The sequence below is a fragment of the Lentzea sp. NPDC003310 genome (genome assembly GCF_040610935.1).
Taxonomy (GTDB): Bacteria; Actinomycetota; Actinomycetes; order Mycobacteriales; family Pseudonocardiaceae; genus Lentzea.
Genome location: NZ_JBEXNC010000019.1, coordinates 1 through 13789, shown reverse-complemented (window position 1 = coordinate 13789; position 13789 = coordinate 1). Strand labels below are relative to the sequence as shown.

17 protein-coding genes and 2 riboswitches are annotated in these 13789 nt (G+C 70.1%); of the genes, 9 read left to right on the top strand and 8 right to left on the bottom strand.

All coding sequences use genetic code 11. The features are described from left to right. Positions 1–62: 62 nt before the first annotated feature. Positions 63–1049 (top strand): S1 family peptidase, encoded by a 987-nt coding sequence (locus ABZX02_RS33900; protein ID WP_355304435.1) that lies wholly within the window; start codon positions 63–65, stop codon positions 1047–1049. 52 nt (positions 1050–1101) lie between these two features. On the opposite strand, the gene ABZX02_RS33895 is transcribed toward ABZX02_RS33900, so the two are convergent. Continuing rightward, positions 1102–2001: an NADP-dependent oxidoreductase gene (locus ABZX02_RS33895; protein ID WP_355304433.1), complete on the bottom strand. Its 900-nt coding sequence runs from the start codon at positions 1999–2001 to the stop codon at positions 1102–1104. 49 nt (positions 2002–2050) lie between these two features. Here ABZX02_RS33895 and ABZX02_RS33890 point away from each other — a divergent pair, with 49 nt between their 5' ends. Continuing rightward, positions 2051–2614: a helix-turn-helix domain-containing protein gene (locus ABZX02_RS33890; protein WP_355304431.1), complete on the top strand. Its 564-nt coding sequence runs from the start codon at positions 2051–2053 to the stop codon at positions 2612–2614. Here ABZX02_RS33890 and ABZX02_RS33885 read toward each other — a convergent pair. Both ABZX02_RS33885 and thiE read right to left on the bottom strand, forming a co-directional pair. Then, positions 2597–3358 (bottom strand): class III extradiol ring-cleavage dioxygenase, encoded by a 762-nt coding sequence (locus ABZX02_RS33885; RefSeq protein WP_355304429.1) that lies wholly within the window; start codon positions 3356–3358, stop codon positions 2597–2599. The two genes, ABZX02_RS33890 and ABZX02_RS33885, sit on opposite strands and share 18 nt — an antisense overlap. Positions 3359–3389: 31 nt before the next feature. Continuing rightward, complete coding sequence (thiE, locus tag ABZX02_RS33880) at positions 3390–4028, bottom strand: thiamine phosphate synthase (RefSeq protein ID WP_355304427.1); 639 nt, start codon at positions 4026–4028, stop codon at positions 3390–3392. 26 nt (positions 4029–4054) lie between these two features. Further along, a riboswitch (TPP riboswitch) is annotated at positions 4055–4166 on the top strand. Here thiE and ABZX02_RS33875 point away from each other — a divergent pair. From ABZX02_RS33875 to ABZX02_RS33860, 4 genes are all read left to right on the top strand, one after another. Further along, positions 4152–5114: an FAD-dependent oxidoreductase gene (locus ABZX02_RS33875; RefSeq protein ID WP_355304425.1), complete on the top strand. Its 963-nt coding sequence runs from the start codon at positions 4152–4154 to the stop codon at positions 5112–5114. It overlaps the preceding riboswitch by 15 nt. Continuing rightward, a complete protein-coding gene (thiS, locus tag ABZX02_RS33870) occupies positions 5111–5311 on the top strand; it encodes a sulfur carrier protein ThiS (RefSeq protein WP_355304423.1) in 201 nt (66 codons plus the stop codon). Before ABZX02_RS33875 ends, thiS begins: the two co-directional genes overlap by 4 nt. A 1-nt stretch (position 5312) precedes the next feature. Further along, positions 5313–6068 (top strand): thiazole synthase, encoded by a 756-nt coding sequence (locus tag ABZX02_RS33865; RefSeq protein ID WP_355304421.1) that lies wholly within the window; start codon positions 5313–5315, stop codon positions 6066–6068. Between the two features lie 75 nt (positions 6069–6143). Then, complete coding sequence (locus ABZX02_RS33860; protein ID WP_355304419.1) at positions 6144–6587, top strand: MarR family transcriptional regulator; 444 nt, start codon at positions 6144–6146, stop codon at positions 6585–6587. A 2-nt stretch (positions 6588–6589) separates the two neighbouring features. On the opposite strand, the gene ABZX02_RS33855 is transcribed toward ABZX02_RS33860, so the two are convergent. From ABZX02_RS33855 to ABZX02_RS33840, 4 genes are all read right to left on the bottom strand, one after another. Continuing rightward, the gene (locus tag ABZX02_RS33855) at positions 6590–7015 is read right to left on the bottom strand and encodes an SRPBCC domain-containing protein (RefSeq protein WP_355304417.1); all 426 of its coding nucleotides are present in this window, start codon (positions 7013–7015) and stop codon (positions 6590–6592) included. 34 nt (positions 7016–7049) lie between these two features. After that, positions 7050–7865 carry a bifunctional hydroxymethylpyrimidine kinase/phosphomethylpyrimidine kinase gene (gene thiD / locus ABZX02_RS33850; RefSeq protein ID WP_355304415.1) on the bottom strand — a complete coding sequence of 272 codons (816 nt, stop codon included), beginning with the start codon at positions 7863–7865 and terminating at the stop codon, positions 7050–7052. Beyond that, positions 7862–9517 carry a phosphomethylpyrimidine synthase ThiC gene (thiC, locus tag ABZX02_RS33845; RefSeq protein ID WP_355304413.1) on the bottom strand — a complete coding sequence of 552 codons (1656 nt, stop codon included), beginning with the start codon at positions 9515–9517 and terminating at the stop codon, positions 7862–7864. Before thiC ends, thiD begins: the two co-directional genes overlap by 4 nt. After that, positions 9507–9631: riboswitch (TPP riboswitch) on the bottom strand. It overlaps the preceding gene by 11 nt. A 709-nt stretch (positions 9632–10340) precedes the next feature. Then, complete coding sequence (locus ABZX02_RS33840; protein WP_355304411.1) at positions 10341–10943, bottom strand: LysE family translocator; 603 nt, start codon at positions 10941–10943, stop codon at positions 10341–10343. A 71-nt stretch (positions 10944–11014) separates the two neighbouring features. Between ABZX02_RS33840 and ABZX02_RS33835 the strand changes: the two genes are divergently transcribed. Continuing rightward, the gene (locus tag ABZX02_RS33835) at positions 11015–11953 is read left to right on the top strand and encodes an aldo/keto reductase (RefSeq protein WP_355304409.1); all 939 of its coding nucleotides are present in this window, start codon (positions 11015–11017) and stop codon (positions 11951–11953) included. On the opposite strand, the gene ABZX02_RS33830 is transcribed toward ABZX02_RS33835, so the two are convergent. Continuing rightward, entirely contained in the window at positions 11950–12531 is a 582-nt protein-coding gene (locus tag ABZX02_RS33830) for a peptide deformylase (RefSeq protein WP_355304407.1), read from the bottom strand. The two genes, ABZX02_RS33835 and ABZX02_RS33830, sit on opposite strands and share 4 nt — an antisense overlap. A gap of 108 nt (positions 12532–12639) precedes the next feature. Here ABZX02_RS33830 and ABZX02_RS33825 point away from each other — a divergent pair, with 108 nt between their 5' ends. Continuing rightward, a complete protein-coding gene (locus ABZX02_RS33825) occupies positions 12640–12918 on the top strand; it encodes a DUF3263 domain-containing protein (protein ID WP_089910320.1) in 279 nt (92 codons plus the stop codon). Continuing rightward, on the top strand, positions 12918–13520 hold the full coding sequence (locus tag ABZX02_RS33820) for a LytR C-terminal domain-containing protein (RefSeq protein ID WP_355304405.1): 603 nt from the start codon (positions 12918–12920) through the stop codon (positions 13518–13520). The genes ABZX02_RS33825 and ABZX02_RS33820 overlap by 1 nt, the downstream gene beginning before the upstream one ends. The last annotated feature ends 269 nt before the right edge of the window (positions 13521–13789 follow it).

The following is a 13789-nucleotide window of genomic DNA, read 5'->3' as shown; positions in this document are numbered from 1 at the left end:
CCTCATCCGGTTCCGATACGGAGAGCTACCCGGCCGAATTGCTCCAAGCGGTGGAGCGTGATTTGGGCCTGAACGCTGACCAGGCCCGCGTCCGGTTGGCCTCTGACCAGAAGTCGAGCGAGATCGCGGAGGCCGCGAAGACCTCTCTGGGCGACGCGTTCGGCGGAGCGTGGATCGACCAGGCGAGCGGCAGACTGACTGTCGCGGTGACCAAATCGGGACTCTCCGTGACCGGAGCGGACACCCAGGTCGTCCGGCACTCGCTCACCCAGCTCAACGGGACCAAGTCCGTCCTCGACGTGATGAACGCCCCGAAGTCCATCACGGCCTGGCGGGTCGACGAGAAGTCGAACTCCGTCGTGGTCGAGGTGAACAAGAACACCCGTGACGCCGCGGCGGAGAGCTTCATCGCCACCGCGAAGTCCATCGGCTCGACCGTCAAGGTCGAAGAGGTCGCCGAGAGCCCGACGACCCTCTACGACCTGCGCGGCGGCGACGCCATCTACATGGGCAGCGGCGGCCGGTGCTCGCTCGGCTTCTCGGTGACCGGTGGCTTCGTGACCGCGGGCCACTGCGGCACGACGGGCACCTCCGTCTCCGGCTACAACCGCGTCGCGGCCGGCTCGTTCGCCGGCTCGGTGTTCCCCGGCAGCGACATGGCCTGGGTACGCACCAACGCGAACTGGACCCCGCGGCCGTGGGTCAACCGCTACAACGGCACGAACGTGATCGTCCGCGGTTCCACGGTGGCGGCCATCGGCTCGCAGATCTGCCGCTCGGGTTCGACGACCGGATGGCGCTGCGGCACCGTCCAGGCCTACAACCAGACCGTGAACTACCCGCAGGGCACCGTGCGCGGCCTCACCCGCACGAACGCCTGCGCGGAGCCGGGTGACTCCGGTGGTTCGTGGGTGGCGGGCTCCGGCTTCGGCCAGGCCCAGGGCGTGACCTCCGGTGGTTCGGGCAACTGCTCGTCCGGCGGCACGACCTACTTCCAGCCGGTCAACCCGATCCTGTCGCGCTGGGGCCTGACCCTCACGCGGGGCTAGAACTCGGCCTGGAAGCGCCGCGGCACCTCGGTGTCGCGGCGCTTTCGCGTTCTCAGACCAGCACGATCTTGCCGTGCGCGTGGCCGGTCTCGCTCAGCCGGTGCGCGTCGGCCGCCGCGGCGAGCGGGAAGACCCCGGCGAGCGGAACGGTGAACTTCCCCTGCACGGCCAGTTCCGCGGCGATCTCGAGACCGTGCAGCGCCTGCGGGTCGGCGCCGGGGCCGCCGGCCGTGTGAGTCAGGCGGATCCCGTGCTCGCCGGAGAGGTCGGCGATCGTCACGACGCGGTCCGGTGAACCCGTGATCGCCACCAGGTCGGGCACCGTGCCCGCGCAGTGCAGGACCGCGTCGACCTGCCCGACCCGGTCTCCCAGGCCCTCGCCGTAGACGACCGGGACCGCGCCCAGGCCCGCGACGAAGTCCTGGGTCGCCGGGCCGGCGGTGCCGATCACCTTCGCGCCCCGCGCGGCCGCCAGCTGGATCGCGACGGTGCCGACCCCGCCCGCCGCGCCCGCGATCAGCAACGTCGTGCCATCGCCCACGCCGAGCAGGTCGAGTGCCCTGGTCGCGGTCTCGACGTTGCCCGCCGCGCCTCCCGCCTGCTCCCAGCTCAGCGCCGCCGGCTTCGGCGCCCACGCCGTCAGCACGGCGAACTCGGCGTTGGCGCCGCCGAGCAGGGCCAGGTCGACCATCCCGAACACCTCGTCGCCCGCGCGGACCCCGGTCACCCCCTCGCCGACCTCGTCGACGACGCCGGCCGCGTCGATGCCGGGCACGTGCGGCAGCGACAGCCGCTCACCGAACCGCCCGGAGCGCAGGTAGGTGTCCGCCGGCGTGACCCCGGAGGCGCGGACGGCGATGCGGACCCGCCCGGGGCCGGCGTGCGGTGCGGCGACCTCGGCGACGTGCAGCACGTCGGCGGGCCCGTACTCGGAGAACTGGAGTGCTCGCATGGCGGCGAAATTAGTGGAACAGGGCGTCCGCTTAGCCGAAACTGAGACGGTGACGGCGAATCTGACTCACAACCTGCGCTCGGACGCCCGCGACAACCGCGACCGGATCATGGCGGTCGCGCGCGAGGTGTTCGCGGTCGAGGGCCTGGACGTGCCGATGCGCGAGATCGCCCGCCGCGCCGGGGTCGGTCCGGCGACGCTCTACCGCCGCTTCCCGACCAAGGAGGCGCTGGTGGTGGAGGCCTTCTCGGAGCAGATGGCGGCGTGCACGGCCGCGGTCGAGGACGGGCTCGCGCACCCGGACCCCTGGGAGGGGTTCTGCCTGACGGTGCGGGAGGTCTGCCGGCTGCACGTGCTCGACCGCGGGTTCGCGGCGGCGTTCACGAGCGCCTATCCGAAGGCGATCGACTTCGCCGAGGTGCGCGACACGTCGTTCCGCTCGCTCGCGGTGCTCATCCGCCGGGCCAAGGCGACCGGGCGGCTGCGGGCCGACTTCTCGGTCGACGACGTGGTGCTGCTGCTCATGGCGAGCTCGGGCGTCCGCAACGGGACGCCCGCCATCGCGCGCAGGCTGGCCACGTTGTTCCTGGAGGGCTCAGCTGAACTGCACTGACCGCTTCGACAGGCCGTACCAGAAGCCGTCGACGGTGCTCGCGGCCTTCTCGTCGCTCGCGGCGCCCAGCGCCACGAACAGCGGCGCGAAGTGCTCGGTGCGCGGGTGGGCGATCCCGGCCGCGGGAGCCTTCACCTGGAAGTCGAGCAACGCGTCCACGTCGCCGGCCGCCAGTTGCCGGTGCGCCCAGTCGTCGAACTCCTTCGACCACGACGGCGGCTCGTAGTCCGGTCCGGCAGGGAAGTTCACGCAGCTCAGGTTGTGCGTCATGAAGCCGCTGCCGACGATGAGGACGTTCTGGTCCCGCAACGGCGCCAGCTTGCGGCCGATCTCGTGCAGCTCGCGCGGGTCGAGCGTGGGCATCGACATCTGCAGCACCGGCACGTCGGCGTCCGGGAACATCTCCTTCAACGGCACGTAGGCGCCGTGGTCGAGGCCGCGTTCCTCGTCCTGCTCGACGTGGCCGCCGAGCAGCTTGCGCACGTCGTCCGCGAGCTGCGGCGCGCCGGGCGCCTCGTACGTGACCTCGTAGTAGCGCTGGGGGAAGCCCCAGAAGTCGTAGACCAGCGGCACGGTCGTGGTCGCGCCGATCGTCGTCGGCGCCTCCTCCCAGTGCGCGGAGACCATGAGCACGGCCTCCGGGCGCGGGAGCGTGGCGGACCAGTCCTTGAGCTCTCTGGTCCACGTCTCGTCGTCAGCCAGCGGGGGAGCCCCGTGGCTCAGGTACAGCACAGGTGCGCTCACGACTTCGAGCGTACGCCTTTTAGTTCAAATTTCAACGATCAAGTTCGGATTTGAACAACTCGGCGGCGCGGCGCGGGTCCTCGGCGTCCGTGATGGCCCGGACGACGACCACGCGGGTGGCTCCTGCCTGGAGCACCTCGTGCAGGTTCGCGAGGTCGATGCCGCCGATCGCGAACCACGGACGGTCGGACTTCGTGGCGCGGACGAGGTCGAGTCCCGGCGCCGGACGGCCCGGCTTGGTCGGGGTCGGCCAGCACGGGCCAGTGCAGAAGTAGTCGACGCCGGGTTCGGCCGCGGCCGCCGTCATCTGGTCGACGTCGTGGGTGGAACGGCCGATCACGACCTCGTCGCCGACGATCTTCCGGGCGAGCGGCACGGGCAGGTCGTCCTGGCCGAGGTGCAGCACGTCGGCGTCGACCGCGTGCGTGATGTCCGCGCGGTCGTTGACGGCGAGCAGCTTCCCGTGGCGCGCGGTGGCCTCGGCGAGGACCTCGAGCGCCTCGATCTCCTGCTTCGCTTCGAGTGACTTGTCCCGCAACTGGATGATGTCGACCCCGCCCGCGAGGGCCGCGTCCGCGAACTCGGCCAGATCAGGCCGGTTCGGCGTGCAGAGGTAGAGGGTCGCGTCGGCGAGTCGTTGCCTGATCAGGTTTCCGTCGAGTCCTGGCACGCACGCACGTTAACCGTTATGTTGAAGTCGGTCCGCACGGGAGCCTGGAGAACACCGGGCTGAGAGGGAGCGTGGTTCGCTCCGACCGTCGAACCTGATCCGGGTCATGCCGGCGCAGGGAGCGTGAATGCCTTGAGCAGTGTGGAAGTGGCCGTCCGGGGTGGCGGCGTCATCGGCCTGTCCGCGGCACTCGCCGCGGCACGGGCCGGGTTCTCCGTCTCCGTGTCCGACGAGGGGTCGCCGCACGCCGGGTCGCGGGTCGCGGGCGGCATGCTCGCGCCGCTGACGGAGGCGTGGCCGGGCGAGGAAGCCGTGGTGGCGCAGGGGGTCGAGGCCCTGGAGATGTGGCCCGCGTTCGCCGCGTCGATCGGCGTGCCGCTGTTCGACGCGGGCACGCTGGCGGTCGGCACGCAGCCCGGTGACCTGGCCGACCTGAGGCACGCCGGGGAGTTGCTGACCTCGCGGGAGATCCGCGCCCTCGAACCCTCGCTGGGTCCGGCGGTGCGTGGCGGCGTGTTCGCGTCCGGCGACCTGGCCGTCGACAACAGGCTGCTGCTTTCCGCACTGTGGAAGGCATGCCGGGACGCCGGTGTCCAGTCCGATGTGGAGGGACGGGTCACCGTGATCGCCGCGGGCGCGTGGAGCGGGGCGCTGCACCCGGCGCTGCGCGACGTGATCCGGCCGGTCAAGGGCGAGATCCTGCGGCTCACGCACCGGCCCGGCTCGTTGCCGCCGCCGCGCCACACGATCCGCGCGCTGGTCTCGGGCCGTCCGGTCTACCTGGTGCCGCGCGACGACGGACTGGTCGTCGGCGCCACCCAGTACGAGGCCGGCTTCGACACCGACGTGTCCGTCGCGGGCGTGCGGGACCTGTTGCGGGACGCGGAAACCGTGCTGCCGGGCATCGCCGAGTACGCGCTGACCGAGGCGGCCGTGGGATTCCGCGCGGGCAGTCCCGACAACGTCCCGGTGGTGCGGTGGCTGGAGCCGGACGTGATCGCCGCGACGGGGCACCACCGCAACGGGCTGCTGCTGGCCCCGCACACGGCACGGCAAGTCGTCGCACTGCTGGGAGGAAGTTCGTGAAGGCACAGGTGAACGGGACCTCCCGCGACCTGGCCGACGGCACGTCGGTGGCCGCGGTCGTGACGCTGGTGGGAGCCCCCGACAAGGGCGTGGCGGTGGCGCTCGACGGCGCCGTGGTGCCGAGGGCGTTGTGGGAGAAGACGATCGTGCCGGACGGCGGCGTGGTCGAGGTGCTGACCGCGGTCCAGGGAGGCTGACGTGGACGATCCGCTGATCATCGCGGGCCGGGAGTTCCGGTCCCGGCTCGTCACCGGCACCGGTGGTGCCGCGAACCTCTCGGTGCTGGAACGGGCGCTGGTCGCGTCCGGCACCGAGCTCACGACCGTGGCGATGCGCCGGGTCGACGCCGCGGGCCGGACCGGGGTGCTGGAGTTGTTGCGGCGCCTCGGAATCGAGGTGCTGCCGAACACCGCTGGCTGCCGCACGTCCGCCGAGGCCGTGCTGACCGCCCAGCTGGCGCGCGAGGCGCTGGAGACGAACTGGGTCAAGCTCGAGGTCGTGCACGACGAGGAGACGCTGCTGCCGGACCCGGTCGAGCTGCTCGACGCGGCCGAGCGGCTGGTGAACGACGGCTTCGTCGTCCTGCCCTACACCAACGACGATCCGGTGCTGGCCTTGAAGCTCCAGGACATCGGGTGCGCGACCGTCATGCCGTTGGGTTCTCCCATCGGCACGGGGCTGGGAATTCGGAACCCGCACAACATCGAGCTGATCACTTCTCGTGCTTCTGTTCCAGTTGTCCTGGACGCGGGCATCGGCACGGCCTCCGACGCGGCGCTGGCGATGGAACTCGGCTGCTCAGCGGTGTTGCTGGCGACCGCCGTCACACGAGCGCAGGACCCGGAACGGATGGCCGCCGCCATGCGTTGTGCGGTCGAGGGCGGACGGCTGGCGCGCCTGGCCGGCCGGATTCCGCAGCGCTTTTGGGCCCAAGCGTCTTCGCCGGGTCTTTGAGTCGCTACCTTGGGTACTCACGTGTTGGGGGATGATTGAGCACTACGTAAGTTCCGCCGAGGAGGACGACTAGCCGTGACCGCCCCCATTGACGCCGAGGTCGAGGACGCGACGGCGCGCCTGTACCTGGCGATCGGCCGGCTGGCCCGGTTGTTGCGCCGCACCGGATCCCCCGGTCTGGGCCCCGGCGCGGTGTCCGCGCTGGCCACCCTCGCGCGCTGCGGTCCCATGCGCCTCGGCGACCTGGCGACGAAGGAGGGCGTGGCGCCCCCGACGTTGTCGCGCATCGTGGCCGCGCTGGTCGAGGCCGGGTACGTGAAGCGCGAACCCGACCCGCAGGACGGCCGTGCCTGGCTCGCCACCCCCACGCCCGAGGGCGAGACGATGGTGTCCGGCGTGCGGTCCGCGCGGGTGCGCGAACTGCAGCGCCGGATCGAGCAGCTCACGCCCGAGCACATCGCGGCTCTGGTGGGCGCGCTCGACGCCCTGGAGACGCTCGTCGGCGAAGAGCCGAAGTAGCGTCAGCGGCTTCGGCCAGCGAAGACCGCGAGCAGCGCCTTGTTGAAGCCGTCGAACTCCGCGACGAGCACCTCGCGGGTCTGCGCCAGCACGTCCGCGGCCATGGTGCCGGTGAAGGTCTCGGCGTTCACCAGCAGCGTGCCGCCGCCGGTTTCGCTGAGCTCCCAGCGGTGGCGCCCGAAGAACGTCTCCGGGTCGCCGCCCTGGGAGGCCAGCACGTACGGCTCGACGGAGACCAGCTCTCCGTCGAAGTCGCGTTCGAACGGCGTGCCCTTGGCCGCCTTCACCTTCGTCTTCGTCCCGTCCACCCGCGTGTACTCCATGACGGGGTTCCAGCGGGCGTAGCCGCCGAAGTCCACCAGCACGCGCCACACGTCGTCGATCGGCGCCGGGATGACCAGCTCGGTCCTGACCTCGTTGTTCTGCACGGTTGTCAAGCATGGTGAGGCGGTCCAGCGATTTTCAGCCGTCCAGGCTCCAGAACGGCGACACCGGACCGACTCCGGCGCCCAGCGGGTAGGCCGCCGCCACCGACCGCACGATGAAGTCCTTGCCGAACCGCACCGCCTCCGGCACGGTCGCGCCCTTCGCGAGAGCCGAACTGATCGACGAGGCGAGCGTGTCACCGGAGCCGTGCGTGTTCTCGGTCTCGTAGCGCGGCCCGGGCAACTCGATGAACTCGCGCCCGTCGTAGAGCAGGTCGAGGCATTCCGGGTCGTCCCACATGTGGCCGCCCTTCACGAGCACCCACTCCGGACCCAGCGCGTGCAACGCCTCCGCCGCCACGCGCTGGTCCTCGCGGTCCTTCACCGCGATGCCGGTGATCAGCCGCACCTCGTCGAGGTTCGGCGTCACGAGCGTCGCGCGCGGGAACAGCAGGCCGCGCAACGCGTCCAGGGCGTTGTCGGCGAGGAGCTGGTTGCCGTGCATGGACGCGGAGACCGGGTCGACGACGAACGGGACGCCGCCCCGTCCGATGCCCACGCGGTCCAGTGCCGGGATCACGGCCTCGATGATCTGCGCCGAGGCGAGCATGCCGGTCTTCGCGGCCTGCACGCCGATGTCCTCGGCGACCGAGACGACCTGCGCGGCCACGACGTCGGCGGGGATCTCGGAGACGCCCGTGACGCCCAACGAGTTCTGGACCGTCACGGCCGTGAGCGCGACGCAGCCGTGCACTCCGCACGCGAAGAACGTGCGGAGGTCGGCCTGGATGCCCGCACCACCGCCGGAATCGCTTCCGGCGATGGTGAGCACCCGAGGGGGTGCGTCGGTCACGAGGTCTCCACGACCGGCAGGTAGACCTTGTTGCCGGTGTCGGCGAACTCGTCGGACTTCTCCGCCATGCCCGCCTCGATCGCCTCCACAGTGGACAGTCCGCGTTCCTCGGCGTAGCGGCGGACGTCCTGCGTGATCTTCATGGAGCAGAACTTCGGCCCGCACATCGAGCAGAAGTGCGCCGTCTTCGCCGGTTCCGCGGGGAGCGTCTCGTCGTGGAACGAGCGCGCGGTGTCCGGGTCGAGCGACAGGTTGAACTGGTCCTCCCAGCGGAACTCGAAGCGCGCCTTGGACAACGCGTCGTCCCAGTCCTGGACGCCGGGGTGGCCCTTGGCGAGGTCCGCGCTGTGCGCCGCGATCTTGTACGTGATCACGCCGGTCTTCACGTCGTCGCGGTTCGGCAGGCCGAGGTGCTCCTTCGGCGTGACGTAGCAGAGCATCGCGGTGCCGAGCCAGCCGATCTGCGCCGCGCCGATCGCGGACGTGATGTGGTCGTACGCCGGCGCGATGTCCGTGGCCAGCGGCCCGAGGGTGTAGAACGGCGCCTCGCCGCACCACTCCTCCTCCAGCCGGACGTTCTCGGCGATCTTGTGCATCGGCACGTGGCCGGGGCCCTCGATCATCACCTGGACGTCCTTCGCCCGCGCGATGTGCGTGAGCTCGCCCAGGGTCTTGAGCTCGGCGAACTGCGCCGCGTCGTTGGCGTCCGCGATGGAACCGGGCCGCAGCCCGTCACCCAGCGAGAACGTCACGTCGTACGCGCGCAGGATGTCGCAGAGCTCCTCGAAGTGCGTGTAGAGGAAGCTCTCCTTGTGGTGCGCGAGGCACCACGCGGCCATGATCGACCCGCCGCGTGAGACGATGCCGGTGACGCGCTTGGCCGTCAGCGGCACGTACCGCAGCAGCACGCCCGCGTGCACGGTCATGTAGTCGACGCCCTGCTCGCACTGCTCGAGCACGGTGTCGCGGTAGACCTCCCACGACAGCTTCGCGGGATCGCCGTTGACCTTCTCCAGCGCCTGGTAGATCGGCACGGTGCCGATCGGCACCGGCGAGTTGCGCAGGATCCACTCGCGCGTCTCGTGGATCCGCTTGCCGGTGGAGAGGTCCATGATCGTGTCGGCACCCCAGCGGGACGCCCACACCATCTTCTCGACCTCCTCCTCGATCGAGGAGGACACCGCGGAGTTGCCGATGTTGGCGTTGATCTTCACGAGGAACTTCTTGCCGATGATCATCGGCTCGGCCTCGGGGTGCTTGCGGTTCAACGGGATCACCGCACGCCCGATGGCCACCTCGTTGCGGACGAACTCCGCGTCGAGGTTCTCGCGCACCGCGATGTAGCGCATCTCCGGGGTGATGATCCCGGCCTTCGCGTACGCGAGCTGGCTGACAGCTCCGTTGATCGGTTCCCGTGCTGCGACCCAGCCCGACCTCAGGTCGGGCAGTCCACTGTGGACGTCGATGGTCGCGTTGTCGTCGGTATACGGACCGGAAGTGTCGTACAGATCGACATGTTCGCCGTTGGTCAGTTCCACCCTGCGGAAGGGCACGCGGATGTCCGAGGACACCTCGCGGTACACCTTGCGGGAGCCCGAGATGGGGCCCGTGGTCACGCTGGGCTTGACCGAACGGTCGTCAAGTGCCGTCACGACATTCCTCCCTACGCCGGCATTACCCGGTCAGGTTCAGGCGGTCGGTGACACCGGCACTACGGCCAGTCACCCTCTCAGCCCGCTCAGGCGCGAGCTCCCGCGTTGTGTTGAGTTGTCGAGAACCGACCATAGTCAGCGCGCGCCGCAGCTGCCAAGGGCGTCGTTTGCCCCTAATCTCTTCCCCGTGGCTGATCACCAGCCGTTCCCGCCCGGCGCGCGACGCGGCCAGCGTCCCGCCGTGGTCTCGGCATGCCCGTCCTGCGGTGAGCTCGCCGGTCGCGGCTACCCCGACTGCGGCTTCTGCGCGGAGCTGCTCGACCAGTTCTGGCTCGCCGACTGGGAGGCGCTGCGGACGTCGTCGCAGCTCGCGGACCGGGAGCTGGCCGAGCTGGTGACCTCGGCGGACGTCGGCCAGTACCCGTGGACGTGCGTGGACTGGGCGATGACCCTGCTCGCGTGTTCGAGGTGCGGTGCCGAGCTCGGCACCGGGCCGGTCGAGTGCGTGCGGTGCGCGGTCACCGAGGAACGCCGCTGGAACTGGGACCACGCGGCCCACCCGTACACGATGAGCGCGAACGAGCACCTGCTCCGCGTCGCCCGCGCGGCGTTGAGGGCACCTCACCGGCGTCGTCCGGCCGTCGTGCAGGCCTGGCAGCTGGTGCTGCCGTTCCTGATCGCCGGTGAGGTGGTCGAGTTCGGCCGCCTCGACCGCATCCGCGCGCACGTGCTGGCGGGCGGCTACGAGTCGATGGCCGCGTGCCACACGTTCGCCGAGCTGGCCGGGTTGCCCGAGCTGTTCTGGCGCCGGGGCAACCCGATCTCAACGCGGGTCGAGTACCAGCCGGACTCCGAGCGCCAGCAGCACGCCGCCCGACAGCTTCTCGAGCGCGGGGCGGACGCGCGGCCTGCTCAGCCAGCCGCGGATGGTGTGCAGGACCGACACGATGACCAGGTACCAGACGGTGTCGATCAGGACCCACCCGACGGCGAGGAAGAGCAGAACCCCCTGGCCGGCCTCCCCGGCAGGCACGAACTGCGGTAGGAACGAGATCGCGAACACGCCGAGCTTCGGGTTGGCGAGGTTCACGACCAGGCCGCTGCGGAACGCGTGGCTCGCGGGCGGCGGCTCGGCGTTCGGCAGGGTCTTGGTGACCAGGGCCTTCACGCCGAGGTAGATCAGGAAGACCGCGCCGGCGATCCGCAGGCCGTGGTAGGCGATCTCGGACGCGGTGAGCAGCACGCTGACGCCCAGCGCCGCCGCGATCGCCCAGCAGGCGACGCCGACCTCCATGCCGAACACCGTCGCGAGCGCGGCTTTTCGCCCGTGCACCGACTGTCGCAGGACCATGGCCGTGCCGGGTCCGGGCGACAGTGCGATGAGGAACGAGGCCGCGACGAAGGCGACGATGTTTTCGATGGGCATGCGTTGATGGTCGCTGGTGCTCGCAACTCGTTTCTTGACCTGGAGCGCGCTCCAGGATGTTCGGTGGGCGCATGACCTTGGAACTGGGGAAGTTGGGTTTCGGCACGTGGGCCATGGGCGGACCGTTCTCGGGTCCGGACGGCCTGCCGGTGGGCTGGGGTCCCGCCGACGACGGCGAGTCGGTCAAGGCGCTGAGGCGCGCGGTCGAGCTGGGCGTGACGTTGTTCGACACGGCGGACGTCTACGGCTGCGGGCACGCGGAGACGGTGGTCGGGCAAGCGTTTGCGGACATGCGCGACCAGGTGTTGATCGCGACGAAGTGGGGCTGCGGGTTCGACGCCTCGACGCGCCGGATGACCGGTGACGAGGGGTCGGTCGCGTACCTGCGCCGGGCCGTCGAGGCGTCGTTGCGGCGGCTCGGCACCGACCGGATCGACCTGTACCAGCTGCACGTCGGCGCCCTGGGGCTGGAGCAGGCCGCGCTGCTGCGCGACGAGTGCGAGGCGCTGGTGGCCGCGGGCAAGATCCGCGCCTACGGGTGGAGCACGGACGACGTGGAGCGGGCGCGGTTCTTCTGCGAGGGCGAGCACGGGATCGCCGCGCAGGCCGACATCAACCTGCTGTTCGACAACCCCGGGATGTACGCGGGGGAGTACGCGGTGCTGTGCCGCCGGCCGCTGGCGATGGGGCTGCTGGCGCGGGAGTCGTTCGCCGAGCTGCCCGCGGACGACGTGCGCGTGACGAACCCGTCGTGGCTGCGGTTCTTCGTCGACGGCAAGCCGTCGCCGGAGTACTTCCGCGCTCGGGAAGCGGTGCGGGACGTGCTGACGTCGGGCGGCCGGACGTTGGTGCAGGGCGCGCTGGCGTGGTTCTGGGCGCGTTCTCCCCGGTTGGTGCCGATTCCGGGCGTCCGGACGGTGGCCCAGGTCGAGGAGAACGCGGGTGCGCTCGCGTTCGGTGCGTTGAGCGCGGACGAGCTGGCCCAGGTGGAGTCGGTGCTCCGGCCCTAGTCCTCGTCGTCCTCGTCGAAGTTGGCCGGGTCGTTCGGGTCCCAGGACAGGCCCGGCTGGTTCCACTCGTTGTCGCGCAGCATCCGCTTGGCCTCCTTCTTGTACCGGCCGACGAGGCGGTCGGTGTAGAGGTAGCCGTTGAGGTGGTCGGTCTCGTGCTGCAGGCAGCGCGCGAAGAAGCCGGTGCCCTCGGCCTCGAAGGGCTCCCCGTCGAGGCCGACGCCGGTCACCTTCGCCCACTGGGCGCGTCCGGTCGGGTACGCCTCGCCGGGCACGCTCAGGCAGCCCTCGAAGTCGTCGTCCGGGTGCGGCATGGTCTCCGGGATCTCGGAGGTCTCCAGGACGGGGTTGCAGATGACCCCGCGGTGCTGCACGCCCTCGTCGTCCGGGCAGTCGTAGACGAAGACCCGCAGGTCGAAGCCGATCTGGTTGGCCGCGAGCCCCACTCCGCGAGCGGCTGCCATCGTCTCGAACATGTCGTCGACGAGGGTCTTCAACTCGGTGTCGAACTCGGTGACCTCGCGCGTCGGGTTGTGGAGCACGGGGTCGCCGGCGATGCGGATGCGGTGGACGGCCATGGCAGAACTTTATGTGGTCTGAAACTGTCGGTGTCGCGCGGTACGTTGGAACGATCACGTGATTGAATTGCCCGCACCTGAGATGGTGTGGCGACCGTGGGGAGCCAGATGGATCACGCCGAGACGCTCACCTCCGCTGACGGGCTGACCAGCCGCGAACGCACGATGCTCGCGTTCGAGCGCCAGTGGTGGAAGTACTCGGGATCCAAGGAACAGGCCATCAGGGAACTGTTCGACATGTCCGCGACCCGCTACTACCAGCTGCTCAACGCGCTCGTTGAATCCGAAGCCGCCCTGGCCGCCGATCCGATGCTCGTCAAGCGGCTGCGCGGAGTCCGGACAGGCCGTCAAAGGGTTCGAGCCCGCGCCAGGAGCACCGAGGACTGATGACCTCCCCCGAGTCCGCAAGCCCGTCCCGTCCGGCCAAGGCCGCCGGCTTCGCCCTGCTCGGCGTCGCCGCCGTCGCGTTGGTGATCGGCGTCGTCTCGCTCTTCGGCGGAGGGTCGTCCGACACACCTCCGGCTGCGGAGGGGACCTCGACCGCGCCGCCTGCCGCCAGTGAGACCTCGTCTGCGCAGCCGCCTGCGTCCACACCGCCGTCTTCTGCGCCGGTGACGACCACGGCTTCGCCTACCGTGCCGCCTGCTTCTTCTGTGGTGCCGCCTCCGCCTGTCACCCAGCCCGGGGTGGCCAAGGCGCCTGTGCGGATCTACAACAACTCTACGATCACCGGGTTGGCGTCCAAGGCCTCGGACGAGGTTCGGGCCAACGGGTGGGCTGTTGAGGGGACTGGGAACTACTCGGGTGGGACCATCCCCACCACTACCGTTTACTTCCGGCCTGGGACTGAGGAAGAGGCTTCTGCGAAGGAGCTCGCTTCGGTGTTGCGGGCTCGGGTCGAGCCTCGGTTCGACGGGATCCAGTCTTCGGCGCCGGGGATCATTTTGATCGTCACCAATGACTATCAGGGTGTTTCGAAGAACAAGTAGCGCTTTGTTGCGTTGGTGGCTCCTTTGCGTTGGCGGGTTGCTGTTGCTTGCTTCCCCTGGGGGCTCTGCCCCCAGACCCCCGGCAATCTGATCAGGGGGCCAGCGCTGTGGGCGGGTTGATGGCACGCCTGTTGCTCAGAGCGGCTGCCCGTTGCGTAGATGTTTGCGTTGGCGGTGGGGTCCCATCACGAGCCGCACCAAGAGCGGGCCACACCTGAGGGGTGGGGGGGGGTTGGTGGAAAAAGGTGGGTGTTTTGGAGACACCCCCC

Excerpts from the sequence above, each read along its gene's own strand:
- ABZX02_RS33895 (WP_355304433.1), bottom strand. The coding sequence starts at position 2,001 with ATGCGAGCACTCCAGTTCTCCGAGTACGGGCCCGCCGACGTGCTGCAC.
- ABZX02_RS33830 (WP_355304407.1), bottom strand. The coding sequence starts at position 12,531 with ATGGCCGTCCACCGCATCCGCATCGCCGGCGACCCCGTGCTCCACAAC.
- ABZX02_RS33835 (WP_355304409.1), top strand. The coding sequence starts at position 11,015 with ATGACCTTGGAACTGGGGAAGTTGGGTTTCGGCACGTGGGCCATGGGC.
- ABZX02_RS33825 (WP_089910320.1), top strand. The coding sequence starts at position 12,640 with ATGGATCACGCCGAGACGCTCACCTCCGCTGACGGGCTGACCAGCCGC.
- ABZX02_RS33820 (WP_355304405.1), top strand. The coding sequence starts at position 12,918 with ATGACCTCCCCCGAGTCCGCAAGCCCGTCCCGTCCGGCCAAGGCCGCC.
- ABZX02_RS33840 (WP_355304411.1), bottom strand. The coding sequence starts at position 10,943 with ATGCCCATCGAAAACATCGTCGCCTTCGTCGCGGCCTCGTTCCTCATC.